Source organism: Nostoc sp. DedSLP04, assembly GCF_034530775.1.
In the GTDB taxonomy this organism is placed as follows: domain Bacteria; phylum Cyanobacteriota; class Cyanobacteriia; order Cyanobacteriales; family Nostocaceae; genus Nostoc.
Map to the genome: position 1 here is coordinate 1 of NZ_JAVRCL010000078.1, position 24,426 is coordinate 24,426.

Below are 24,426 nucleotides of genomic sequence, written 5' to 3' on the forward strand. Positions count from 1 at the left end.
TGACCTTTGTGAAGGTTGGCTGCTTGCAAAAGAGACTTAACGGGAAAAGTCAGAAAAGCTTATAAGTTATAGCTCTTTGTTCTCAGGCGTATTAACAAATTATCCAAATCTGCATTAGCTGAAGGTGCTTCCGGTAATGAGCTAGATTGATATGCATCTTGTAACTTATTATGCAGACGTTCATATTCTCTTTGATAAAAAGCTACATTAATATCTGACAAAATAGATTTTTCTGTATCTGTTAATTTTTGGGAGATCAAATCAGAAATATAGGGTAAATTAAAAACCTCATTTAGCTTAACTAAATTAGACTCAACTACTCCTGTTTGCATTAGATAGATACCAGTTAATAGAACTCGGTAAACATAAAGTAATGGCTTAATTCGATGTGTATGTTCTTTCTCAAAAAGTTTCCATTGTGTTGCGGCAAAACCAAAATAATGGTAGCTATGATGACGGGTAATACAATTTTTAGCAATAATTTTCAATTCCTCATGTTCAGGTGAGGTTATTAATATTAAAGGAGAATACAATTGTTCCAACACATAACCATTCTTTTTAAGTAGCATCAAAAAGAATTTTTTTACATCATGAGTTACTAGATCAATTTCTAAAGATTCGCGAACTTCTGAAATTTCAATAGTTTCATTTCTAGTCTGTAATCCCACTACTTCTTGAACTGGTAAAATATGCACACCACGCAAGTCATAATCAGAATCGGGTGAGGGAAAGCCATATAAGTGGGAACCACTAATGATGGCGAATAAAAACGGGTAAGGCTGTTGCCTAATAATTGTGTTAAGAGAAGTTGGAATATTCATATATTTCTAGGTAATTGGATTGCTTGCCCAGAAAATAGCATCATTAGTGTGGGAGCAGACTATGAAATTCAAATTGAGCAAATCTAGTGTGAAAGAGGCTATTTTTCCAGCCTACGATGAATATCGCTCGAAAACTTTTGCGCTATTCTCAGGATATGACGAAGCCACATTCTTTAGTCAACCTCATTCTGACTCGATCTGCTATTTGCTGGTACTTGGGGTATATTGCCTATATCAAATCTTTATCGCTGCGAGAACATAGCACTTAAGCACTTACTTGCTACTATTTTAATGGGAAAATGCGGAAAAATAGCTTTAAAGCTTGAGCTATATTGCTCAAGCATGATTTTATTAACTATGGCTATGTGTTTCACTGATTGGAGTAAAGGTCTGCTATCAAAGTAACCTATTACGCCAAGCAAACGGAGGTTTCATGTCGATATCTAAAGCTATTAACAGCAAGGTTACTTCTCAAAGCAGCGTTGAAAAACGCTTGGAGATAGAACGTTTGGTAGGAGCAACTCAAATAGTTGCACCTAGTGTTGGGAGTGATGTAGTGAAGGGATTAACTCAAACACCTAAATCTCTACCCCCTTGTTACTTTTATGATGACCGTGGTTCCGATCTGTTTGAGCAAATCTGCGATTTACCAGAATATTATCTTACACGCACAGAAACAACGATTTTACAACAGTATGCTGGTGAAATTGCCAAGATAACTGGCGTTTGTGAATTGGTAGAACTTGGCAGTGGTAGTTCTAGTAAAACCCGCATTTTACTAGATGCCTATCAGCAACTAGGCTATCCTCTGCATTACCTACCAATTGATGTGAGTGCAGGTATGTTGGAAAATAGTGCCAAGCAGTTATTGGGAGATTATCCTTTACTCCAAGTTTATGCACTAGCGGGAACCTATGAATTAGCCCTTGCAAAACTCCTACCGACGCAATTACCCAGTCGGATGATTTGTTTTATTGGTAGCAGCTTAGGTAATCTTACCCCTGATGAGTGTGATGTGTTCTTCTCTCAAATTACCAATGCTCTACAAGTAGGTGAGTATTTTTTATTGGGGATAGATTTACGAAAGCCAAAAGAGATTTTAGAACCAGCTTATAACGACAGCCAGGGAGTGACAGCTGCATTTAACCTCAATATGCTAGAACATTTAAATCAGCGATTTGAGGGTAACTTTGACACCAGCCAGTTTGAACACCGAGCATTTTACAATGAAAGCGAGCATCAAATAGAAATGCATTTACGCAGCTTGCGATCGCAAATTGTAGAATTACGCGCTCTTAATCTTAAGGTTAATTTTGCACAAGGTGAGACTATCCTCACCGAAATTTCCCGCAAATTTGATCTTGATCTTATCAAACAGCAACTAACTGCACAAGGTTTATTACCTCTTCATGTATGGAGAGATCCAAATCAATGGTTTGGCTTAATACTCTGTCAGCTGCAAGCATAAAGCAAATCAGAGTATGCCTGATATATATAGTGGTTCTCAGTTGAGTCCAATATATAGCTAACAAAAACAACCCTTCCCTACAAGCATTAGGGAGTAACAATTCAAAGCCTCTCTCCTTTAAGGAGAGAGGTCAAAATGTATGAATGCAAATTTTGATCGACCTAAGCAAGTAAACTAAATGTTTAATCGCTAATTATTGCTGCATCGAAGGTGTAGGAAAAATTCTGCTGAATATAGGAACCCGTGGACGAGGTTTATTTGCTGTTATATTGGTATTAGTAGCAGAAGAGTTATTAGTTACCTCAGAAAGAAGAGATGGTTTGCTATTAGTAGAATTGGTAAAATCACTTAATTGGGTAGCCGGAGGTGAACTTGAAGATATGGAAGTAACATTCTTAAGATTTTGATTGTTGGTTTTTACCGGAGTTTGAGCTTGAGATGGAGTAACAAGGAAAGTTGAACTTGTTCCTAATACCAGTACGAGCAAATGAGAAATATATTGTTGCATAGGGATTGGAATTGATTATATGCGTTGAGAAGTATTCAGAGCTTAAAGAAGTTGTGTTTGTTCTCAGTTAGAAATAAAACTGCAATTTTTCCATATAGTCATAACGCTGTTGTCCAATAAACTTGAACACAGCGATTTCAAATGAACAGACTATTAATGCTTAGTACATTAATTCGCTAACAACAATCTAATTTTCTCAATCAATAGCAAGCTAAACTCTCTTTTATAAAATAAAGAGAGCGGTTATTTTAAGACTACTGAATCTGTCTGAAAAAAGTTAGCAAATAGATACACCTGGAATAATTGACGTTTTTTAATCAACTAAGCCAGCACAACTTTTAATATTGTATTTATATTTAACTTTTTAATAAAAGAGGAATGTTACTGAATTTTTAAAAAAAACTGATTTATCTAAAATCAACTCTCACTCGCATATTTAACTAACTAAAGCAAAAAGTATATGAATTTTTAATAAAACCTAAGTTTGATAAAGTAGTTTTCAGAACGCTTTGCTGCAATTAAAACAGAAATATAAATAACATCATTAGGAAGATTAAGGGATGCCTACGTAAGAGGAAAGGGGGCAAGAATTAGGGAAATTACAACATCTTGCTTCCCTTCTCCTTGCTCCCCTATCTCTCTAATCTGAATTATTATCAAAAAGCTTTACAGCTTGGTGCCACACTCAGCGCAAAAATTGTGAGTGGGAGCGTTTTTGGCATTGCAATGGCTACAATACACTGGCTCGGCTGCCGCTTTCGGTGGTTGCTTCTGTAAGCCGACCATTTGAGCGTTGCTCTTACCAGGGGCTACCATTGGATAGCAGTTTTCATCTCTGGTGACGTGGACATTTAAGATTACTGGCCCTTTGTGTGCCAGCATTTCGGCGATCGCATCTTTTAATTGACTGCGATCGCTTATTATCATGCCCTTGATGCCATAAGCTTTTCCCAATAACTCTACGTCTGGCATTCCTATTTCCATGTCGGAGCATGAGTAACGTTCACCATAGAAGGCTTGCTGCCACTGGCGTACCATCCCTTGCCAGCCGTTATTGAGGATTATTGTCTTGACATTTATTCCATACTGTGCGGCTGTTCCTAGTTCCTGCAAACACATTTGGAAACTAGCATCACCGCTAATACAGATGACTTCTTCATCAGGAAACGCCACTTTCGCGCCAATTGCCGCAGGTAAGCCAAAACCCATCGTTCCCAAACCAGCGCTAGAAATCCAGCGCCTTGGGCCATTCTTCAGGAATTGTGCTGCCCACATTTGATGCTGTCCGACATCTGTGGTGTAGTAAGCTTGGGGTGCTTGGCGATTGACTTCTACAATTACTTCTTGGGGTGAAATGCTGTCGGAATGGTGCGGCACTACCAGAGGATACTCATCGCGCCAACGGTTAACTAGATTCAGCCACTCTTGGTTTTGATTTGGTGTAGCCTTAATCCCTGCTTCTTTGCAGCGACGCAACAAGTCTATCAACACGTTCCGTACATCGCCGACGATGGGCACTTCGGGAATGCGGTTTTTGCCGACTTCTGCGGGATCGATGTCGATATGAATTACTTTGGCGCGGGAAGCGAATTCGTCTAACTTACCTGTAACGCGATCGTCAAATCTAGCGCCGACGCAAATCAGCAAGTCACAATCACTAACAGCGAAGTTAGCGTAAGCAGTGCCGTGCATCCCCAACATTCCCAAAGCGAGGGGATGATGTTCGTCAAAGGCACCGATCCCCATTAAGGTTGTGGTGACAGGGATATCGAATAATTCAGCTAGTTGTTTGATTTCTTCATGAGCGCCAGCTGCGATCGCACCACCACCCACATACAATAGCGGACGGCGACTTTCAGTAATCAACTGAATTGCGGCATGAATTTGTCGGGGATTTCCCTTCACCGTGGGACGATAACCGCGTAACTTGACTGAACCTGGTTTTACAGGTACATAGTCAAATTCTTCTAGAGCTACATCTTTGGGGACATCAATCAAAACTGGCCCCGGACGCCCAGTGCTAGCGATGTGGAATGCTTCGGCGACAATTCGCGCCATATCCTTGGGATCGCGTACCACATAAGAGTGCTTCACGATTGGTAGGGTAATCCCGTAAATATCAGTTTCTTGAAACGCATCTGTACCAATCGACGGACGTGCTACCTGTCCCGTGACTATAATCATCGGGATTGAATCCATGTAGGCGGTGGCGATGCCTGTCACCAAGTTAGTTGCTCCTGGGCCAGAAGTACCAAAGCATACTCCTACTTTGCCTGTAGCACGGGCATAACCATCAGCAGCGTGGGCTGCGCCTTGCTCGTGTCTCACGAGAATGTGCTTCATAGCACCAGTTGCTTCCACCTTATACAGGTCATCGTAAATTGGGAGAATTGCCCCACCAGGATAACCAAAAATATAATCAACGCCGTGGCGATGAAGGCTGTCAAGCAGAGCAAAACCGCCAGATGCACGCTTGGGCACGACTGGCGGACTAGAAGCACGAGACTGTTTGTGATTCTCGATTTGTGGGAGACTAATTGGGGAAAGCGATCGCACGGTCAAACCTCAGACTATAGCTAAAGTTAATGCTGAATTCTGTAGTTAAGATTTCATTTTAATGGAAAAGTCCAATTAAATTCTGAGAATTTTATATATTAGATATAAAGCTAGATTATTAGCCTACATTAATTAAATTACGTCTTGCAAGACATTGCGGGTATTTTTCCAAGCCCAAACACCGACAACCACGACAACAATACTCATTCCTACTAGTATAAATCGCAAGCCCAGAGCATCAGTTAATGGGCCAGTAATCGCCAGAGGTAATGCCAGAGCGATGTTGACGGCATGATTTTGAAAGCCAAATACTTTACCGTGCATGGTCGGTGGTGTTTGCTGTTGAATTAAAGTTTGCATGGGGACACCAATTAAGGCAGCACCTACACCCAAAAATGCACAGAGTCCTAGCGCCAGCAACAAGTTGTGCGTAAAAGTGAACACTCCTAAAACTAGTGCGATCATCAAAAATCCAATTAAAGGTAGAGGCTTGCGATGCAATTTATCACCCCAGTGACCTAAAATTGCCGCACCAAAGACCATACCTACTCCTGCTGCTGCCAAGAAAAAGCCAAACTGTTTTTCTTTTAGACCAAACTCCTCAGCTAATCGAATCGTCAGCACTGTTAAGGCTGCAAACACACAATATAAGGTTGTCAGTTGCAGCATAGCGTTCAAGATCAAAGGGTTTTTCCTGAGATAGCGCAGGCTCTCTGTGAATTCAGCCCAAGGGTGATTTGATGCCCGATGTTCCCGGTGAGGTTTGTCTTCTTTAAACTTAATTGGCTGCATAATTGCAGCCGATAATATATATAATCCACCAACCACAAGCTCTTGACCGTATTCTTCTCCCATCCAGCTTTTCGACAAACTCAAAATCGGCTCTCCAATGGCAAAACCAACAATTAAAGCTCCCATCATCGTGCTGCTAAACAGCGCATTAGCTGCCAACAAATTTTCTCGCTTCACTAACAAGGGAATTGCTGCTTGCTCGGCTGGTGCAAAAAACTGCGTCACCGTGGAAATGGCAAAAGTCAGGATTAACAAAATCAGGAATTGTCGAGGTAACAAGGGAAGACACAGCGTTAATATTCCCCGCACGACATCTGAGCCGACCATTATCAGCTTTTTTGGCAAACGGTCAACAAAGATGCCACCAGCAGAGCCGAACAAAATTGCTGGGATTGTAAAGGACAGCATCAAGGTTGAGTACATTGAGTTTTGTGCCAACCCAGGAAGCGGTGGGTAGTTCTCCAGCAGAGCAATCAGCAAAACGAAGAAGACCTTATCTGCTAATTGGGACAGAAGTTGCCCAATCCACAGGAGCATAAAACCACGGTTTTTTAGCAGTGCGCTAAACCCGTTATTAACAGCAGCCGGTTCAGTTGGAAACATTAGATACTTTGGGTAGATGGGGCATGGGGCATGGGGTATGAGGCATGGGGCATGGGGTATGAGGCATGGGGCATGGGGTATGGGGCATTGGGCATTAGACAGAGGGGAGAATAAATGTTGATTCCAAACTCCAAACTCCAAACTCTTAACTCCTAACTTCAAACTCCAAACTCCTAACCCCAAACTCCTAACTCCTAACTCCTAACTCCTAATTCTGTTGTCCGGATTAATTTGCTTCATAGTGCTTTAACAGCATAAGCAAAAATTCAGCTGCTGTCAGACGACCTTTGGGTGGAATAATCTCGATGGATGAATCTACCCAGCAGCCTTGTACAGTTTGGGGAGATTTCCAGATGGACAAATGATCGACCCCTGGTTCTGCATAAAAGTTATTTTGCCCACTACCTAGCAAAGATGAACTCCAATGAGTGAAATAATCATGACTTATCCGATGAATCGGGAAATTTCCCTGTAGTGGTACTCCCCATCCATCTATAGCAATAAACGCTTTCACACGACCACCCAAGAGTTGCCACAAATGTGCTGCCCCTATTGCCCCAACTACGCCAGCACTAAAGCTGATGAATATAATTGGTGATTCTAAAGAGTCGGTCAAGCAATCGCGCAAAAACTGCAAAATGTGCAATGGTGATAAAACCAAAACATCTTTACCCGGATAAACCAGTATATTTATGGGGTTATGTGCGATCGCGCTATTAGAAACTAAATCTAACAATCCGACTCTAAAGCTTTCAGTTAACTCTGGCTCATGAATTCCAGGGCAAATAATTATACTCATCTATAACACTATCTTTGATTTTTTGAGTCTTACGATGTACAGAGTTTTTTTCAAAAATCAAGGAGTTTATATATATTACCTTGCTTTTACTGAGGAAATTATAGCCTCTTTACATATTTTTCCGAAATAATACTATTTGATAAAAGAAGGATTTTTGATTATAAATAACATTAGATTAATCTAATCAATCAAATGTTTACTTTTATAATTAGCCTTATTATTTTTATTCTAATTATTTTTATAATTCTATACAATAGTTTAATTCAAAAAAAGAATCAAGTTGATAATGCATTTTCTACTGTTGATGTGATTCTGCAAAAAAGAAGCGATTTGATACCTAGACTTGTTACATTAGCTCAAATATATATGCAATTTGAGCAAAAAACATTGATAGAAATTAGCAGGCTCAGAAGTACAATAACTTCAAAAAATTTAAGTAATAATAGCCGAGTTGCTGTAGAAGACCAAATTTCGATAATGTTAAGCAAAATTATACTAATAGTTGAAGCATATCCCGAATTAAAAATAAACGACTATTTTATCCAATTACAATATTTATTAAGTGAAGTAGAAGAACAACTTTCCGCCGCCAGAAGATTCTATAACTATGCCGTAACTAAATATAATAATGCCGTAGAAATGTTTACGACAAATATTATAACTTCGTGGATTGTGTCATAGGAGGGAATACTGTTGGGTAATCTTAAAAACGTTTCCAGCCATTCTCGTTTGGATTGAGTATAAGTTTCAATTGCTATCCAGCTATCTGCTCCATTGATGACCGCTAAAATTGCGATCGCAATAATATCTATCAACAGATGCTGTTTGGTTCGCTCAATTCTTGGGTCTTCTAGGCGAGAAAAGTATTTGAGGATGGTATCGTCGAAACTTGGAACCATAAGTAGTGGATGCACCAAACGCTTAAAAAGCTGTCACCAGAATCAGAGATTTTTGAAAATCTACTTACATCAGCATCAACTACTCTGGATACTTCCATCTGGCATGATGGTTTCGTGGAGAATGGCCCCTTAAAGGTAGACATCCTCAGCACCTCTGAGATCGGCATGACTCAGGTTAGCACCTTTCAACCTAGTATTATCCATCCTAGCTCCTCGCAGATCAGCCTCACTCAGGTTAGCACCACAACAATTAGTAACTCCCAAGTCAGCTCCATTCAACTGGGCACCGCAGAGATTGCAATTGCGAAGACTAGCCTTCCAGAAACCAGTTCCATGCAAATCGGCTCTGTGCAAATCGGCTCCGTCCAAAACAGCTTCGGAGAGATACGCTCCACTCAACAAGGCATGGCTCAAGTCAGCTCCAACCAAGGAGACGGAATGAAAGCTGGCTCCTCTCAAATTAACATTTCTGAGGTTAATACCATCAAGAATTTCGCCTTCCCGAACTATAATCCCAGCAAAATCTCTCTCCCCAGCAGCAAGTCTTCTACGCAACTCCTCAGCAGTTATGTTCATACTTTAATTCTATGTTGTTTAATTCTTGTGCCTAAGAAGGCGGCTTTTCGGCATTTTAACCGCTTTCGCTATTTCAGCGACATACGAAATGGCGCATAGTTTAATTTCCCATACCCAATGCCCCACAAAAGTCTTACTTTTGATGTATTATTTTGATTTTCCCACCTATCCTATCCCCCAGGATGGGATAATAAGTTACAAGTAGGGAAAATGTGCAAACTGTTCCCTAACGTTATATTTCTCTGCACTCTGGTTATATTGAGGAACTAATTGTGGTTGCCACGCCGGAAAAAGTACAACACACCCACGAGCATCTATCAGGTAAAGACCGTGTAGCCGTACTGCTTATGGGCTACGGCGAAGTCGAAAGCTACGAAGATTTCGCCAACTATAACGAACAGGCTTTAAATCTACTGACAGCAAAATTCGCACCAGTACCAACCTGGATTTATCCACCTCTGGCAAAGCTTTTGGCGCTATTTGACCGCCATGAGTGGGGACACACACACCACGATTTTATTTCCCCACACAATGCCATCTTTGAACAGCAACGGGCTGGGATTGAGAAGAATTTACAAGAAAAATGGGGCGATAAGGTTCAAGTTTTCAAGGCTTTCAACTTTTGCGCTCCTTTCCTACCCAATCAAGTCTTGGCAGAAATCAAAAACCAAGGCTTCGAGAAGCTGCTAATTTACCCACTGCTGGTTGTTGATTCTATCTTTACTAGTGGGATTGCGATCGAGCAAGTTAACAATGCTCTGGTTGAGTTGACTGATGGTGAAGAACACTGGGTTAAAGCACAGCGTTACATTCCTTCTTTCTTCAACGAACCAGCCTACATCGATTTAATGGCTCATCTGGTTGAAGAGAAAATTGCTGAGTTAGCTGGAGCTTATCTACCTTCTCAAATCGGTATTGTGTTAATGAATCACGGCTGTCCCCATAAAGCTAAAGGCTTTACTTCTGGGATTGCCGAAAGTGAAGCAATGTACGACTTGGTTCGGGATAAATTGATTAACCGCTATCCCTTAATCTCGGTAGGTTGGCTCAATCATGACACACCCCTAATTGATTGGACACAACCAAATGCAGAGCAAGCGGCAAATAACCTGATCCAATTGGGTGCGAAAGTAGTGATATTTATGCCAATTGGCTTTGCCACAGAAAACCACGAAACTCTATTGGATGTACACCATATCATCCATGCTTTAGAGAAACAGCATCCTGGCACGAACTACGTGCAAATGGCTTGCGTTAACGATCGCCCAGAATTCTTGGCAATGGCGGCGCAATGGGCTGATACTCATATAGCAGAGTTGTTGTCAGAGCAACCTTTGGCAGTTAATCCTCAACTCGCAGGGGATCACCATCATCACCATCATCATCATTAAGTTTTGAGTTTACAAGGGTGGGCAAAGCTTTGCCCATCCTACAACTAATTTACGCCCCGCAGCTTGCGAGTGTTATCAACTAAACTCTGAGCAAATTGATCGAATCTTTGAGAGAGTTTCTCATCTACGAGTTTGCCTTCAGGACTGAAAGCACCCCAAGCTTGTCCGATCGCAATTTGTTCGGGAATCACCCAACCGTGAACCCAACGGATAATTAGCCGTAGGTCATTTAGAGCGTTGCTATTAGACTGACCACCCAAGACACTAATCAATCCCGTCACTTTATCAGACAGTTGGTCAAAACTCATCAAATCTAAGGCATTTTTCAGGACACCACTAACGCCACCATGATACTCAGGTGTCGCTAAAATTAACCCATCAGCCTGACTAACTGTATTTTGCAACCGCTGAACATCTGGATACTCTGGATACTCCTTTGCGCCAGTGCAAAATGGTAGCTGCAACTGTCGTAAATCGAGAATTTCTACCTCTGCGCCTACAGCTTCAACCCTTTGCGCTGCGACTTCTAAAGCAAGCTGGGTATAAGAGTTAGGTCTTAAACTACCACCAATGCCAATAATTTTCACCATAATTAACCCACAAACTATTAACTAGCTACTATCATCAGATTTCTTAAAAAGCGGAATCGTTATGACTATGTTTATCTTAGCGATTTGTGCCGGAATGTGTCAAATTAATATCTACTGGAGATTGGGGAAGCAGGGGAGCAGTAAGTCCCCTTTGCACCTCTGCCTTTTGTGCCCAATGTTTAGTCTTAACAACTACATAAATCTAGATAACGATCGCTCAACTTTATGTAATAGCCTGAAGAAACTTGGGAATGCTTTTGTGTGGAAGTTAGACTAGATAAGAAAAGTGTAATTTCCAGTTATTACAATTTTTGATAGAAGAATAGGCATAAAACCAGCGCTTAACTTGTGCCAGCAGACAAAGGGTAATTATTATGACAAATTCGGGAAAAAAAGCATTGATAAAAAGGCAGTCCTCAAAGCGCGTTGCTTGGGTTGGTGCAATTGCTGCTAGTTTGATTATGTTGCCAGGAATTTTCGGAAGTACTCCTGTCATGGCACAAAAGGCAGAAACCGCTTCTCTAAATTATGGTGACTTGATCAAGAAAGTGAAGGCGGGAGAAGTCGAGAAAGTAGAGCTTGACGAAACCGAACAGCTAGCAAAGGTTTATCTCAAGGGACAAAAAGATAATACACCACCGCAACAGGTGAGACTTTTAGCACAAAACACAGAGTTAGTCAACATTCTCAAAGACAAGAATGTTGATTTTGGCGAGGTTTCCTCTGCTAACAGTCGAGCTGCTGTTGGGCTATTGATCAACTTAATGTGGATTTTGCCACTGGTAGCTTTAATGCTGTTGTTCCTCCGGCGCTCTACTAATGCTTCTAGCCAAGCGATGAATTTCGGTAAATCCAAAGCTCGCTTCCAAATGGAGGCAAAAACTGGAGTGAAATTTGAAGATGTCGCCGGGGTTGAAGAAGCTAAAGAAGAACTCGAAGAAGTGGTGACTTTCCTGAAACAGCCAGAAAGATTTACTGCTGTAGGCGCACGGATTCCCAAAGGAGTGCTGTTAATTGGCCCTCCTGGTACTGGTAAAACTTTACTAGCAAAAGCGATCGCAGGTGAAGCCGGTGTACCATTCTTCAGTATTTCCGGTTCAGAATTTGTGGAAATGTTCGTTGGCGTGGGTGCATCTCGCGTGCGCGACCTCTTCAAGAAAGCCAAAGATAATGCCCCTTGTCTAATATTTATCGATGAAATTGACGCAGTAGGCAGACAACGGGGTGCTGGGATCGGTGGTGGTAACGACGAGCGCGAACAAACCTTGAACCAACTGCTCACCGAAATGGATGGTTTTGAAGGTAACACAGGCATCATTATTATTGCTGCCACAAACCGCCCAGATGTTTTAGATACAGCATTACTCAGACCAGGACGCTTTGACAGACAAGTGATGGTCGATCCACCAGATCTCAAAGGGCGATTGGAAATTTTGCAAGTCCATGCGCGGAATAAGAAAATCGATCCTAGCGTATCATTAGAAGCGATCGCTCGCCGCACCCCTGGTTTTACTGGCGCAGATTTAGCCAACTTACTCAACGAAGCCGCCATTCTCACAGCTAGAAGACGTAAAGAAGCTGTCACTCTTTTAGAAATTGATGCTGCTGTAGACCGAGTTGTTGCAGGTATGGAAGGTACCGCCTTAGTAGACAGCAAGAGCAAGCGCTTGATTGCTTATCATGAAGTTGGACACGCTTTAGTAGGGACATTGCTCAAAGACCATGACCCGGTGCAGAAAGTTACATTAATTCCACGGGGACAAGCACTGGGATTAACTTGGTTTACTCCCAACGAAGAACAGGGGTTAATTTCCCGTTCTCAACTCAAATCCCGGATTACTGCTACTTTGGGTGGTCGCGCTGCCGAGGAAATTGTTTTTGGGAAGCCAGAAGTGACCACAGGTGCAAGCAATGACTTGCAACACGTCACAGGGATGGCGCGGCAGATGGTGACACGCTTCGGAATGTCAGAATTAGGCCCGTTGTCCTTGGAAAATCAGAGTGGAGAGGTGTTTCTAGGACGCGACTGGATGAATAAATCAGACTATTCTGAGGAAATTGCTGCCAAAATTGATTCACAAGTGCGCGAAATTGTTAGCAATTCCTACATTAAGGCCAAAGAACTGTTGGAAGAAAACCGCGTAGTTTTGGAGCGTTTAGTAGATTTGCTAGCAGAACAAGAAACAATTGAAGGTGATGTATTCCGCAAAATTGTTACCGACCATGTTCAGGTAGCCGATGAACAATTGGCTGTACCTCATTAAAAATATGAGTGAGAAATAATGTAGAGAAGTAGCAGTGCTACGTCTCTACAAGGGTTCTGGATAGCGCATCTTTAATTTCACCAGATGTCTATTAAGGAATAGGCAAAAGCTAATAGTCTATTAACTTTAGACTACTGAAAATCCAAAGGTTCATATTCCCGACTTCTTCAAAAAGTCGGGAATTTTGTTGTAAAAAAATTACAATATTACCTCAGCCTTCCCTGAAAGTAGCACACATAAAGTCTTGTCACTGTAAAGCTTAGGCTATTGTATTATATATACACAAATAATGTACTACAAGTAAACATAAACATTATGAAATATAGATTTTGGGCAAGTTATCTGCTTGCTGCTTTAGCATTTCTCCCCTTCGAGTCTGTAAGCACTACTCAAGTTTTAGCAACATCAGTTTATCAACTGGCACAAGCAAAATCTGCTTACACTCAATATATGCTGAATGGCTATAATGAAACCAAACGAAGAAATTATAGAAAAGCTTTATTGAATTTTCAGCAAGCAGAGCGGCTACGTCCTGGAGATAGATATGCTACTGCTGCAATTAGAAATGTTACAGGTTATATTCAACGCGGTAGCAGTAGAAATCGGATCGCCTTTGTCCCAGGTAGACCTGGTAGGGTAAGGTCAGCAGGAACACGGGGAAGTTGCTTTCAAACTGGATAATATCTTATTCCCTTGACACCAACAGATAAAGAAGCTCAACGAACCACAGCAGAACGTCCGACATTCTTTTTCTACGTTCCTCAAACCTCGACAACAGTGCAAGCACTAGAATTTGTTTTGCGGGATGGTGATAGCATTGACCCGTTATATAAAGGAACTTTCAAACCTGTTGGGCAGAATGGTATTGTTAGTGTAAACGTACCTGTCGATCGGCCATCTCTACAAATAGGTAAAGAATATAATTGGACTTTTTCGATGATTTGCGATCCTAATAACCGCGACAAAGACTCTTATGTAGAAGGTACAATTGTGCGATCGCAAGATGAAAACCTATCTCTTCAGTTAAACCAACCAAACACAGACTTAGATCGGGCAGTTTTATTCGCCACAGCCGGATTTTGGGAAGATGCTTTGAGAACTTTAGCTAATTTACGCCGCCAGCGTCCTAACGATCCTGAAGTTCAGAAATATTGGGAAGATTTTTTAAATTCAGTAGACATAAAAGATGTTGTAAACAAGCCTTTATTGCCCTGTTGTACTACTTAGAAATAAATTAATAATTACTTAAAAACCCGGTTTTCATAGAGAAGCTGGGTTTTTTACCCTTCAATTTAAGATTAAGCGATCGCAAATATCTACTCAAAGCTATACACAACAAAACTGTCGAATAAAAATGCAGGTTTGCGATCGCAGCTTGCTTAAAGTTCATAGATAACTTGGTTTCCCCCTCACTGTGGAAACTCATCAAGTAGAGGTTACAGTCTAGTCATGGCATCTGCTCTTCTGGTTCTCAGTGGGCGTAAAGTTGTTTAGCTACTCAGCATTTTAGCGAATAAACTTGTTAAGTTCCTGCACTAATAAATGCACCGTTGTTGATGGATTATCTTTAGCTGGAATATGAGGAACATATTGTTTAAAAAGATTTTCAGCATTTTTAATAGCAATAGCTTGCTTCTCAAATAGCTCATCATAAATAGTTTCGCTATTCTTCTGATATGTTTTACCAAATAAAGAAGTTAACTTACTCAGATAATCACTTCGAGGAATACCAGTATTGAGAAATTCAAAATGCAGAACGTACCATAATTCAAATGCTTCATTAGAATAAGCTACTTTAAACCCTTGAGCTTCAGCATTTTTAATAGCGTTGTTAAAATCTTCTATCGTCCAAGAATCACGATCAAAAACACACCAAACCTGATCGTACTCTCCTTGCTTTTTCAGTTCCTTTGCACTCTGAACTAGTTTGCTGGGATTCTCTCCTAAACCCTTCACGTCTATTTCAGCGACATTCTTAGGAACACGAAAACTCCTAAAGTAGTTAGGTTCAGTTTTCGCTCCTTCACATACGATTAAGAATCTCTGCTTGACTTCCCTAGTATTAACTTTTCTTGGTGAATATCCACGAGAGTTTACCTTTTTTTTAGACATGATGAGAGTCGATTAGATGATTCAAATTGCCGATATACGGAATTGCGCCATATCTACCTTGAATATAATCACTCTCAAATGAAGCATCGTTACTTATATTGTATTCTGCTAAAGAGTACAAATCTGTTGCACCATATCTATTTTTTTCAGTAAACCAAATTTGATCTCTCCGAAAAAGCTTATTGTTAAGCAAATTGGTATCGTGAGTCATGAATATTAACTGAGCATTATTTGGATTAGTTTCATTAGAATTAAATAATTCCACAATTGCACGGCTGATCAAAGGATGAATTCTAGCATCGAATTCATCAATGATGAGAACTTTACTATTTTTCAGTGTGTCAACAAGAGGCCCTGCCAAGGCAAAGACTTTTTTAGTACCCTCCGACTCTTGCTCATCTAAATTAAAAATTTCTGTAGATACGAAACTTCCTTTATCATCAAATTTTTGGTGTATAGTTTGAACTGATGATAATTTTCCTTCTACATTTTTTAAAATTAAGTTCTTTAGTTCATCTGGCAATTCTTTAGGCAAAGAATCAGCAGTAATTTCACTTTCTTCTACCTTGACATCGCTAAATCCCAAATCTAATTTTTTGAGCAACTTAAAAATTTCATCTTTATTTTCATTATCCATTAAACAACTAACTGTGTATCCTCGATATCCTCTATCATTTAAAGTAGAGATAAGTGCAACTTTTTTTGTTAGCCAATCCAAGATTTTCTCTGCAATCTGAACATTAAATTGAGCAGATACAGACAAGAAAAGGGCATTATGTCTTGTTTTTTGCTGAATACCATCAGCTTTATATGTTTTAGAAACACTAATTTTGTCCAGTTTGCGCTCAAAAAGTTTAGTTTCTTTTAATTTAGGAACATAAAATAACCATTCAGAGACAACTTTCTCAATAGTTGCCTCAAAACCATATCTATATCTCTTGCCATTCATTAAAAATACAATTTCAAAAAAAGATGGTTGAGCTTCGGTTTCGGTGCTGAGTTTAAATCGCTCAATATCTATTTTTTCAGTGCTTTGAGTCTCTTTAGAAGAATTAATCATAAACCATCTCATGAAACCTAAAGCTGTAGCCAAATTACTTTTACCACTAGCATTTGCACCGTATATTGCGGCGCTTTTAAGTAGTTTTAATTCTTTATCTATTTCAAAAACGTTGTTTTCGTCGAGCTTTTTGTCTTTTGGGACAAGGTTTGCTGCCACCATACTAAAGGTGACTTGCTCTTTAAACGATCTGTAGTTACCGACACTAAATTCAATAAGCATAGGATGAAGTTTAGGCTTCAGATAGAAAATTGTGAATAAATAGTAATTTACTGCTTTAAGAGTAGCAATAATTGGTTAAAAATGCTAAATTATAAGATTGTTTTTACCATGTACAGATGTACTGTTATTAATGTATGCAGCATAATAAACGCCAGCACCGGACGATAGCGGTTTTGTTGCAAAAACTGACGCTAGACACTTAGAAGTGAAGCAAATGAAGCAAAAGTTTAAGTACAAGAAAATTACTGTAGAGTTCAGCAATTGTTAAAGCTTTTTGTTACAGTATTCTATAAAATTCACATGACGAGAATAGGCGATCGCCCTTGGCGTTGGCGCAGCCATCGCTAATTGCAATTGCCAGTTTATTGCTCAAAATCTAGAACGCAGTTGCTATGATCAAACGCCTGCTTGTAGTAGAGTCTCCGGGAAAAGTCAAAAAGCTCAGTCAAATTCTGGGTTCGGATTGGAAAGTTCTAGCCAGTTGTGGCCACATCCGAGAACTCAGCAATGAAGGAGACGATTCCTTGGGCTTCGTTATGGACGGCAGTCATGTCCGATGCAATTACGTCCCGCGTGACCAACGAGCGAAAGAAACAATTCAGAAGCTCAAGTCTGCGGTGAAGCAGGTTGATGAAGTTGTCTTAGCAACTGACCCAGACCGGGAAGGTGAGACAATCGCTTGGCATCTCAAAGAAACGCTGGGTTTAAGGGAACCAAAACGAGTAATTTATACTGAGATTACAGCATCGGCGGTACAGAGTGCGATCGCTAATCCTAGAAAGCTAGACCAAAATTTAATCGGTGCTGGGCTGTGCCGAGATTGCCTAGATAAGTTGGTGGGTTATAAAGGTAGCCCTTTAGTTTGGGCATTGAATAACGGCGCTAAGAGTGTTGGCAGAGTCCAAAGCGCCACGTTGCACCTAATTTGTCAGCGAGAAAACGAAATTCTGGCTTTTGTCCCCCAAGATTACTGGAGTGTCTGGGTAGATTATGCGGAAGGATTCCGGGCTTTTTACAAAGGGACGGTCGATTCTGCAAAAGATGCAGCAGAACAAGAAACTGAAACTCACGATGATGCAAAGGTTGGTAATAGTCCAGAAACACCGGAATCTAAACGTGTTCTTTCCGAAGCAGAAGCAACACGCTTAGTTACAGAAGCACAGCAACATCCTCATCAGGTGATTCATTTTGAAGGAAAAATTGTTAACCGTCAGCCACCGCCACCATTTACAACTTCCAGCCTTCAGCAAGCAGCCGGTTCAAAGCTGAGGTTTGCTCCCGACAAAACTATGGTTGTGGCCCAAAAGCTCTATGAGGCAGGGTTGATCACATATATGCGAACAGACTCAGTGATGCTGAGTCCAGAATTTTGTGCCAGCGCCCGTAAATGGTTAGAGCAAAACGATCCGCCGAATGTACCGTCGCAAGTCGCCAAGCATCGCAGTAGTAAATCGGCTCAAGAAGCACATGAAGCGATTCGTCCAACTGATGTATTTCGTCCCTCAGCTCAATTGCGTTTAGAACTTCCTGATGATGAGTTTAATTTGTATGTGATGATTTGGAAACGGTCAATTGCTTCTCAGTGTCGTGCTGCCCAATTGCGTAAAACTTTGGTGATTACTCAGTCTGGTTCTCTACTGTGGTCAGCCAGAGGGCAAGTGATTGAATTTTACGGTTATGCTCGATACTGGAACAATCTCAGCAAGGATAGTGTTTTACCTTCATTACAACAGGGACAAGCATTGAAACTAGAGAATGCTGGACATGAAAAGAAGCAGACGCAGCCACCACCCCGTTATAGTGAACCAAAATTAGTGCAATTGATGGAACGTAAAGGAATTGGTCGCCCAAGTACTTATGCTCCTACTGTTGCTACCTTAAAAAAACGAAATTATGTTGAGTTGAAAAAAGACCATCTGCAACCGACAGCGTTAGGGTTAGAAGTTGATGCATTTTTGCTCAAAGCACTGCCGGATTTACTAGAGGCAGAATTCACAGCGAAAATGGAAGATGCCCTTGATGCCATTTCTGAAGGAAAGAATTCTTGGCAGCATTATTTAACTAATTGGAATCAGAATTACTTTATACCAGCGCTCTCCAAAGCTAAAACTGTAGTTGCAAGTTCCCCAACAGGTAAAGCTAATGTGATAACTGAGCGCAAATATGAAACTTCCAAAACGCGATGCCCTGAATGCAAAAATTTTCTCGCCAAAATTCCGAGCAGTAAGGTCAAAAAGAAATATTTCCTCAAATGCACAAAAGGCTGTGAAAATGTCGTGCTATTTTGGAGCGATTTTAACAAAACTTGGCAGCCACCACAAGCTAAAACAGTCCAAGCTGAAAATCAACAAAAGCCTCCTGTCAAGATGACGGCATATCCCTGCCCAGTATGTAAAAAACCTCTAGAGGAGTACAGTTATATCAAAGAGGGGCAGAGTAAGACAATGTTGCGATGTTCTAATGCCCAATTTCGTAAGGATACCAAACATAAAAATGTGGCTTATTTCAGCACACAAAAAGGGTGGTGGAGTCCTAAGTTTGGGGAATTGAATTGTTAGACTACACTGCTGATATTTTTACTTAATACTAAAGGGTTTTGGCTCCCCTATCCGACAGGGAGAGGGGTTGGGGGAGAGGTCAAAAAAGGGCTTGTCGAACTGACGTTAACTTAGGGCCAACACAAGCAGCACGACATATGCAAGGAGTAGAGAGAGCTTTCGTTTGTCAATCGTCGTCATGTGAAGGCGGATAAACTAAACGCAGCATTGACCGATATAATTAACCGCTACAATGTCAATGTCTTGAACTTGCCATTATGGGGTGATGGCTCAACAGCAGCAGATGGAACCAAATATGAACTGTACTTCGTCATGACCCCCACTTGTTTGACAAAAGACTCTACCGATTGCAAAAATGCTTAATTCTACGGCGTTTAGTCGTAGATTAAGCATTTTTACTTGATTCTGAAGTGATAGGTGTAACAAAAAGTTTAGTCCACAGATAAAACCCTGTATCTTTAGATGGTTTGCTTTTTTCGTGTCTTGTCTTTCTAGATAAAATATGTATAAATACGAGATATTTTAGTTAAATATTTTATTGAGATCGGTGCTAATTACAGATGTGAATATAATAATTTATTGCTAATTAAAATTATTAGAACTAATTTTGTAAATTTATAAAATACTTTATTTTTTTGTATAGATTGTGAACTTAACTTGGGAATACTAAGTGTGAGGAAAGTTAAAATTATACATAAATTTATAATTGCTTAACTTTTTCTACTAGCGTTCGCTGCTAAATAATCTAGATTCCTTTTTTAAACCACAGTAGGGAACTAATCGGGTTCAATCGAAGCTGACTAAGTTCTCTCAAAACTCTCATTGACCCCAACAACAGTTTATTTACACTTGCTTGATTCATATATCCTGTTTAGTTAAGAATCACTTTAGGTTCAATACTATTCGGATAAAATAACCCCGCCTGGATTTAAGGGAGTGAAGGAAAAAATACTCTCTCTTTTAAAGAAAGCCAGTGTGTTGCCAACTTTTCTAAATTTATAGGAGCAAGTGTCAGCAAAGCTGGCTACCAGTTTTCTATTGAAGAAAAGCTGATTAAATATTTTTGTTTTGGTTGAGATCGCAATGTTAGGAACTGACGGTGGCGAACGTGGTAGTGGCAGATAAGACGAGTATAAAGTTCTCTCTCGATTATTTGCAGGAATTTTTGAGTGTTGGGTCAAAAAACTGAAATCCCTCGTACTTTAGGCGGGGGATGAGCTTAAATTGCAGCAATGACTTTGCTAATGGCACAATTGAATGATGTGAGTTCGACTTGACGAGTGCCTTCATGTCCATAAGTCAAACTCACGCTGAGATAACTATCTGGTTTGTAGGGCAATCGTTCCGCCCATTCAACTGCCACAATTCCTGGTATCACTTCAACACCTTCCCAGTAACTTTCTAAATTTAGAGTTGCGACTTCTTGCGGTTCCAAGCGATATAAATCCAGATGGTAAAGAGGAAAGCGTCCTTCAGTGTACTCATTAATCAGCGTGAAAGTGGGACTGACAATGGGTTCAGCAATTCCTAAACCTTTACCAATGCCTTGAACTAAAGTAGTTTTACCAGTGCCTAAATCACCTTCTAGTAAAATTACACTCCCCGATGTCAGGGATTCGCCAAGAGTAATACCTAAGCGCAGCGTCGCTTCTGTATCTGCAAGAAAAATTTTCATGATTGAGGTATTGGGTATTACTGAATTAGTCTAAACAAATGACAAATGACAAATTTTCATCTTCCTTAATTTTGAATTTTGAATTTTGAATTTTGAATTCCCCGAAGGGACTGACTTCTACCGTACCACCGCAATAACACTTGTGCTAGTTTCTGCGGATTGTGACGTACAAAACCTGTTTCATCTTCATACAAAACATTAGCTGGAACAATCCGTCGCCCTAATTGAGTTACGGCTTCTCTATCGAGGAAAACGGGATGGGAGTTTTGTTGGGCGTAGCGGATAAGTGATTGCTCCGAAGGAGATTTTTTGTGTATTAATACAGCATCGAATAGTCGTCTTTGTCCGCAAGCAGCATCAATTGCTCTGATGTGATCGGCAACAGTGTAGCCTTCAGTTTCTCCTGGTTGAGTCATTATATTGCAGATATAAATACGAGGGGCATCTGATTGAGCGATCGCATCGGCAATTTCTGGTACTAATAAATTAGGAATTAGGCTTGTATAAAGGCTACCTGGGCCAATAATGATGTAATCAGCTTCTTTAATTGCTTTAATAGCTGCTGGCACCGCCGGAGGATTAGCCGGAATGCAGCCAATTTTGACAATTTTACCGCCAGCTTTAGGAATACTAGACTCCCCCTCAATACGACGACCATCGGCTAATTCTGCCCAGAGGCGAACATCACTGAGAGTTGCTGGTAGTACTTGTCCTCGCACCGCTAGAACTTTAGAACTGGCTGCAACTGCTTGTTCTAAATCTCCAGTAATATCACTCATTGCCGTTAAAAACAAATTGCCAAAACTGTGGCCAGTTAACCCATCCCCAGCCCGAAAACGGTATTGAAACAATTCTGTTAATAACTTTTCTTCATCTGCTAGTGCAGCCAAACAATTGCGAATATCTCCTGGTGGTAGCACTCCAAACTCTTGACGCAAACGCCCAGAAGATCCACCATCATCGGCAACAGTAACAATTGCAGTAATATTAGCGCTGTAGGTTTTCAGTCCTCTCAACAACGTAGAAAGTCCCGTACCACCACCAATTACCACTATTTTTGGGCCTCGGTACAATCGACGATGGGCCAGCAAGACATCAATGAGTTCCTCTCCGCCTTCTGCTCTTAGTACCTTAGTAATTGAGCCTACTGTGCGAGTTTGCCCCCAAAGCACTAATAGCAAACCGCCAAGCAGTACCAAAGGCCCACTGATATAGTTCGGTAAGAGGTTGGTGATGACTCCCAAGAAACCTCTAACCAACTCAATCATCCAAAAAATTGGGGTTAGCTTAATCCAAATGGCTAACCCCAAACTCGCCAGCAGTACACCTCCAACACTAATTAACAACCAACGTTTTACCGATAGTCCAGGGGATAACCATTTGAACCACTGGTTAACCCGATAAGTACGAGAGCGCGACTGCTTTTGCAGGGCGTTGAGGGCTTGTCTGAGAAAACCAATTGACATACCTGATTTGGAGCAGTGCTACAAACAATAATTAACAGAAAATTTACACCGCTTGGTTTAAAAGACCAGGCGTGAAACTATTATATTTATCAATCCTATTAGACTAAGAGCAAGTCGTGAAGATTGCCAGGATTTCTAATTAAACAATACCCTGGCTTGGTAAAAGTGAATTTAATGGAAAAACGAATTTTAGGATTAGATCCAGGACTGGCAATTTTAGGATTTGGGGCAATTAGCTACACACAAAATCTCAAAAAGGTGCAAGAGACTACAGTAAATATGCTGGATTTTGGAGTAATTAAAACGTCAGCAGATGTAGAAATGGGACAGCGCTTATGTACCTTGTTTGATGATTTACACACCCTGATCGAGGAATTTCAACCAGATTTAGTGGCGATCGAGAAACTCTTCTTCTATCGTATGTCAAGTACTATCCTGGTTGCACAGGCGCGGGGTATAGTCATTTTAGTGTTGGGGCAGCGTCGTCTTCCTTATGTAGAGTTTACTCCGGCTCAAATTAAACAAGCTTTAACAGGGTATGGCAATGCTGATAAGTCAGAAGTGCAAGAAGCGGTGGCGCGGGAGTTGGATTTAGATGAAATTCCTAAGCCGGATGATGCTGCGGATGCTTTGGCAGTAGCTTTAACGGCTTCTTATCAGCTGTAGGTTTGTAAAAAGAGAATAAAGTTGGAAACTAGAGAATAAAGTTGGAAACTAGGGAATAAAGCTGGAAACTAACTGGCACATCTTTCTTTAGCACCTCAGAAGTTGTTTGAAAAGTTTTGAGGGGTCAAATTTTATGCTAATCGCCTTACCATGAGCCGGATCATGGCAAGGTAGATAAACGTCTCCGATGTTTCCGGTAATAACTCATAGTCTCTGACCAATCGCCGACAGCCCATCAGCTTTCTCGTAAGTGCGCTCACCACCCAACGTTTTTTGAGCAACACGAAGCCCCTGGTTTGCTCCGGTCGTAGCACCACCTGCACAATCCAACGGCAAGAGTCCATCACCCACTGCGTTAACAACTCAATTCCTATCTTTGTATATGTCATTTGTATATATCCTGATACTAAATGTAGTTTATTGTACTAGTATAAAAAGTAGAAGCTCAATTTTTAGATGTTACTTTTATTTTCTTATTATTGATTAATACTGAGAGTTTTTATCAGGTGCAAGATATGAGAATATCCACAGTTGGTCAGGATAGTACCTGTGAACTGGACGATATCAACTACGAAAACCAGTCAAAACGCTTGCAGCTTATTGGTGTGCGTCAGGCTTACGAGATGGCAGATCGAGCAATGGGACTGGAAAATCCCTACGACTTAATTTTGCTCGATTGCCCACTGGTACTAGACCGAAGCATGGTTCCTCTGCGAGAAGCAGAGAGTCATGCCAGTTATCGCGCTGCTTTTGATAGTGCAATTAAGGCTATTTCTAATTTCTGGTCAAATCACCGCGAAAAACTTCAACCTTGGAATCCTAATGGTACTGCTGTTGTGAGTTTAGCATCAGAGCGTTATGGTGCAATAGTTCATATTGCCCAACAAGACTTACGCACAGCCGAGGGGCGTAAACATATATTGAATACTGAGAAAGTTGATGCAAATCTAACTCATCAAATTATCGGATCAGAAGAGGCGATCGCAGGCATTGGGGAAAGACGCTTTATCTACGGCATTCTCAACAGTTACACACGCACGGCAGCTTTTCGCATGAGCGTACAAACACCTCGCATGGAACCCAGCGATGTCACTTCATTAGGAGTGCTTGGTTATCATTTCAAAGCTGCACAAACAAATACCCCGCAATTACTTCAGTTAATTGGGGATGAACCTCACTGGAACCAAAAAAACCTTGACAGAATTTGTTCTCAAATCATGGCACTCACACTAACTGGTGGCTCACAAGCTGCACCTTTACCAATCCAGTTGGCAGAACGAGAACAAAACGCTTTAGATAATTTCCTTGCATATTACAGCCAAAGCCTACAAGCAGAAATTAAACGGCGTGAGGTCGAGGATTTATGGTTATCAGATTTAGATGATTTTGTTTAATTATTT

At 40.8% G+C, this 24,426-nt stretch carries 20 protein-coding genes and 3 pseudogenes; 10 read left to right on the forward strand and 13 right to left on the reverse strand.

Annotated elements, in window-relative coordinates:
* Positions 1-59: 59 nt before the first annotated feature.
* Positions 60-821 carry a DNA polymerase beta superfamily protein gene (locus RMX89_RS30415; RefSeq protein ID WP_322691564.1) on the reverse strand — a complete coding sequence of 254 codons (762 nt, stop codon included), beginning with the start codon at positions 819-821 and terminating at the stop codon, positions 60-62.
* 433 nt (positions 822-1,254) lie between these two features.
* On the opposite strand from RMX89_RS30415, the gene egtD reads away from it, so the two are divergent.
* Positions 1,255-2,289 (forward strand): L-histidine N(alpha)-methyltransferase, encoded by a 1,035-nt coding sequence (gene egtD / locus RMX89_RS30425; protein WP_322691565.1) that lies wholly within the window; start codon positions 1,255-1,257, stop codon positions 2,287-2,289.
* A 193-nt stretch (positions 2,290-2,482) separates the two neighbouring features.
* Here the strand turns inward: egtD and RMX89_RS30430 are convergent, their stop codons facing one another.
* The 4 genes from RMX89_RS30430 to RMX89_RS30445 all read right to left on the reverse strand — a co-directional run bounded on the left by RMX89_RS30430 (position 2,483) and on the right by RMX89_RS30445 (position 7,547).
* On the reverse strand, positions 2,483-2,797 hold the full coding sequence (locus RMX89_RS30430) for a hypothetical protein (protein ID WP_322691566.1): 315 nt from the start codon (positions 2,795-2,797) through the stop codon (positions 2,483-2,485).
* A gap of 666 nt (positions 2,798-3,463) precedes the next feature.
* Positions 3,464-5,359 carry a biosynthetic-type acetolactate synthase large subunit gene (gene ilvB, locus RMX89_RS30435; protein WP_322691567.1) on the reverse strand — a complete coding sequence of 632 codons (1,896 nt, stop codon included), beginning with the start codon at positions 5,357-5,359 and terminating at the stop codon, positions 3,464-3,466.
* A 126-nt stretch (positions 5,360-5,485) separates the two neighbouring features.
* Positions 5,486-6,748 (reverse strand): MFS transporter, encoded by a 1,263-nt coding sequence (locus RMX89_RS30440; protein WP_322691568.1) that lies wholly within the window; start codon positions 6,746-6,748, stop codon positions 5,486-5,488.
* A 226-nt stretch (positions 6,749-6,974) separates the two neighbouring features.
* Positions 6,975-7,547 (reverse strand): hypothetical protein, encoded by a 573-nt coding sequence (locus RMX89_RS30445; protein ID WP_322691569.1) that lies wholly within the window; start codon positions 7,545-7,547, stop codon positions 6,975-6,977.
* Positions 7,548-7,739: 192 nt separating this feature from the next.
* On the opposite strand from RMX89_RS30445, the gene RMX89_RS30450 reads away from it, so the two are divergent.
* Positions 7,740-8,228, forward strand: coding sequence for a LemA family protein (locus RMX89_RS30450; protein WP_322686548.1), 489 nt, complete (start codon positions 7,740-7,742; stop codon positions 8,226-8,228).
* Here the strand turns inward: RMX89_RS30450 and RMX89_RS30455 are convergent.
* Positions 8,207-8,446 (reverse strand): annotated as a pseudogene (locus tag RMX89_RS30455) (transposase family protein); the annotation flags it as partial. The gene RMX89_RS30450 and the pseudogene RMX89_RS30455 sit on opposite strands and share 22 nt — an antisense overlap.
* Before the next feature lie 129 nt (positions 8,447-8,575).
* Entirely contained in the window at positions 8,576-9,022 is a 447-nt protein-coding gene (locus RMX89_RS30460; protein WP_322686547.1) for a pentapeptide repeat-containing protein, read from the reverse strand.
* A 272-nt stretch (positions 9,023-9,294) separates the two neighbouring features.
* Here RMX89_RS30460 and RMX89_RS30465 point away from each other — a divergent pair, with 272 nt between their 5' ends.
* The gene (locus RMX89_RS30465) at positions 9,295-10,413 is read left to right on the forward strand and encodes a ferrochelatase (protein WP_322691570.1); all 1,119 of its coding nucleotides are present in this window, start codon (positions 9,295-9,297) and stop codon (positions 10,411-10,413) included.
* A 44-nt stretch (positions 10,414-10,457) separates the two neighbouring features.
* Here the strand turns inward: RMX89_RS30465 and RMX89_RS30470 are convergent, their stop codons facing one another.
* Positions 10,458-11,003, reverse strand: coding sequence for an NADPH-dependent FMN reductase (locus RMX89_RS30470; RefSeq protein ID WP_322691571.1), 546 nt, complete (start codon positions 11,001-11,003; stop codon positions 10,458-10,460).
* A gap of 374 nt (positions 11,004-11,377) precedes the next feature.
* Between RMX89_RS30470 and ftsH the strand changes: the two genes are divergently transcribed.
* The 3 genes from ftsH (at position 11,378) to RMX89_RS30485 (ending at position 14,494) form a co-directional block, all read left to right on the forward strand.
* Positions 11,378-13,267, forward strand: coding sequence for an ATP-dependent zinc metalloprotease FtsH (ftsH, locus tag RMX89_RS30475; protein ID WP_322686543.1), 1,890 nt, complete (start codon positions 11,378-11,380; stop codon positions 13,265-13,267).
* A 315-nt stretch (positions 13,268-13,582) separates the two neighbouring features.
* Entirely contained in the window at positions 13,583-13,948 is a 366-nt protein-coding gene (locus tag RMX89_RS30480) for a hypothetical protein (RefSeq protein WP_322691572.1), read from the forward strand.
* 12 nt (positions 13,949-13,960) lie between these two features.
* Entirely contained in the window at positions 13,961-14,494 is a 534-nt protein-coding gene (locus RMX89_RS30485) for a DUF928 domain-containing protein (RefSeq protein ID WP_322691573.1), read from the forward strand.
* A gap of 279 nt (positions 14,495-14,773) precedes the next feature.
* On the opposite strand, the gene RMX89_RS30490 is transcribed toward RMX89_RS30485, so the two are convergent.
* A complete protein-coding gene (locus tag RMX89_RS30490; protein WP_322686541.1) occupies positions 14,774-15,379 on the reverse strand; it encodes an RloB family protein in 606 nt (201 codons plus the stop codon).
* Positions 15,372-16,661, reverse strand: a complete 1,290-nt coding sequence (locus tag RMX89_RS30495; RefSeq protein ID WP_322686540.1) for an ATP-binding protein — start codon at positions 16,659-16,661, stop codon at positions 15,372-15,374. Before RMX89_RS30495 ends, RMX89_RS30490 begins: the two co-directional genes overlap by 8 nt.
* 392 nt (positions 16,662-17,053) lie before the next feature.
* Between RMX89_RS30495 and topA the strand changes: the two genes are divergently transcribed.
* Positions 17,054-19,219 carry a type I DNA topoisomerase gene (gene topA, locus RMX89_RS30500; RefSeq protein WP_322691574.1) on the forward strand — a complete coding sequence of 722 codons (2,166 nt, stop codon included), beginning with the start codon at positions 17,054-17,056 and terminating at the stop codon, positions 19,217-19,219.
* A gap of 107 nt (positions 19,220-19,326) precedes the next feature.
* Positions 19,327-19,525, forward strand: a pseudogene (locus RMX89_RS30505) (Tn3 family transposase); the annotation flags it as partial.
* Positions 19,526-20,438: 913 nt separating this feature from the next.
* On the opposite strand, the gene tsaE reads toward RMX89_RS30505, so the two are convergent.
* Positions 20,439-20,894 (reverse strand): tRNA (adenosine(37)-N6)-threonylcarbamoyltransferase complex ATPase subunit type 1 TsaE, encoded by a 456-nt coding sequence (gene tsaE, locus RMX89_RS30510; RefSeq protein ID WP_322673187.1) that lies wholly within the window; start codon positions 20,892-20,894, stop codon positions 20,439-20,441.
* 65 nt (positions 20,895-20,959) lie between these two features.
* Positions 20,960-22,360, reverse strand: coding sequence for a gluconeogenesis factor YvcK family protein (locus RMX89_RS30515; protein ID WP_322673186.1), 1,401 nt, complete (start codon positions 22,358-22,360; stop codon positions 20,960-20,962).
* Between the two features lie 174 nt (positions 22,361-22,534).
* Between RMX89_RS30515 and ruvC the strand changes: the two genes are divergently transcribed.
* Positions 22,535-23,026: a crossover junction endodeoxyribonuclease RuvC gene (ruvC, locus tag RMX89_RS30520; protein WP_322673185.1), complete on the forward strand. Its 492-nt coding sequence runs from the start codon at positions 22,535-22,537 to the stop codon at positions 23,024-23,026.
* A 131-nt stretch (positions 23,027-23,157) separates the two neighbouring features.
* Here the strand turns inward: ruvC and RMX89_RS30525 are convergent.
* A pseudogene (locus tag RMX89_RS30525) lies at positions 23,158-23,379 on the reverse strand (IS5/IS1182 family transposase); the annotation flags it as partial.
* Between the two features lie 162 nt (positions 23,380-23,541).
* Here RMX89_RS30525 and RMX89_RS30530 point away from each other — a divergent pair.
* Positions 23,542-24,420 carry a hypothetical protein gene (locus RMX89_RS30530; RefSeq protein ID WP_322691575.1) on the forward strand — a complete coding sequence of 293 codons (879 nt, stop codon included), beginning with the start codon at positions 23,542-23,544 and terminating at the stop codon, positions 24,418-24,420.
* Positions 24,421-24,426: the final 6 nt, after the last annotated feature.

Excerpts from the sequence above, each read along its gene's own strand:
- RMX89_RS30415 (WP_322691564.1), bottom strand. The coding sequence starts at position 821 with ATGAATATTCCAACTTCTCTTAACACAATTATTAGGCAACAGCCTTAC.
- RMX89_RS30480 (WP_322691572.1), top strand. The coding sequence starts at position 13,583 with ATGAAATATAGATTTTGGGCAAGTTATCTGCTTGCTGCTTTAGCATTT.
- RMX89_RS30430 (WP_322691566.1), bottom strand. The coding sequence starts at position 2,797 with ATGCAACAATATATTTCTCATTTGCTCGTACTGGTATTAGGAACAAGT.
- topA (WP_322691574.1), top strand. The coding sequence starts at position 17,054 with ATGATCAAACGCCTGCTTGTAGTAGAGTCTCCGGGAAAAGTCAAAAAG.
- RMX89_RS30490 (WP_322686541.1), bottom strand. The coding sequence starts at position 15,379 with ATGTCTAAAAAAAAGGTAAACTCTCGTGGATATTCACCAAGAAAAGTT.
- RMX89_RS30470 (WP_322691571.1), bottom strand. The coding sequence starts at position 11,003 with ATGGTGAAAATTATTGGCATTGGTGGTAGTTTAAGACCTAACTCTTAT.
- RMX89_RS30440 (WP_322691568.1), bottom strand. The coding sequence starts at position 6,748 with ATGTTTCCAACTGAACCGGCTGCTGTTAATAACGGGTTTAGCGCACTG.
- RMX89_RS30445 (WP_322691569.1), bottom strand. The coding sequence starts at position 7,547 with ATGAGTATAATTATTTGCCCTGGAATTCATGAGCCAGAGTTAACTGAA.
- egtD (WP_322691565.1), top strand. The coding sequence starts at position 1,255 with ATGTCGATATCTAAAGCTATTAACAGCAAGGTTACTTCTCAAAGCAGC.
- tsaE (WP_322673187.1), bottom strand. The coding sequence starts at position 20,894 with ATGAAAATTTTTCTTGCAGATACAGAAGCGACGCTGCGCTTAGGTATT.
- RMX89_RS30495 (WP_322686540.1), bottom strand. The coding sequence starts at position 16,661 with ATGCTTATTGAATTTAGTGTCGGTAACTACAGATCGTTTAAAGAGCAA.
- RMX89_RS30515 (WP_322673186.1), bottom strand. The coding sequence starts at position 22,360 with ATGTCAATTGGTTTTCTCAGACAAGCCCTCAACGCCCTGCAAAAGCAG.
- RMX89_RS30450 (WP_322686548.1), top strand. The coding sequence starts at position 7,740 with ATGTTTACTTTTATAATTAGCCTTATTATTTTTATTCTAATTATTTTT.
- RMX89_RS30530 (WP_322691575.1), top strand. The coding sequence starts at position 23,542 with ATGAGAATATCCACAGTTGGTCAGGATAGTACCTGTGAACTGGACGAT.
- ruvC (WP_322673185.1), top strand. The coding sequence starts at position 22,535 with ATGGAAAAACGAATTTTAGGATTAGATCCAGGACTGGCAATTTTAGGA.
- ftsH (WP_322686543.1), top strand. The coding sequence starts at position 11,378 with ATGACAAATTCGGGAAAAAAAGCATTGATAAAAAGGCAGTCCTCAAAG.
- RMX89_RS30460 (WP_322686547.1), bottom strand. The coding sequence starts at position 9,022 with ATGAACATAACTGCTGAGGAGTTGCGTAGAAGACTTGCTGCTGGGGAG.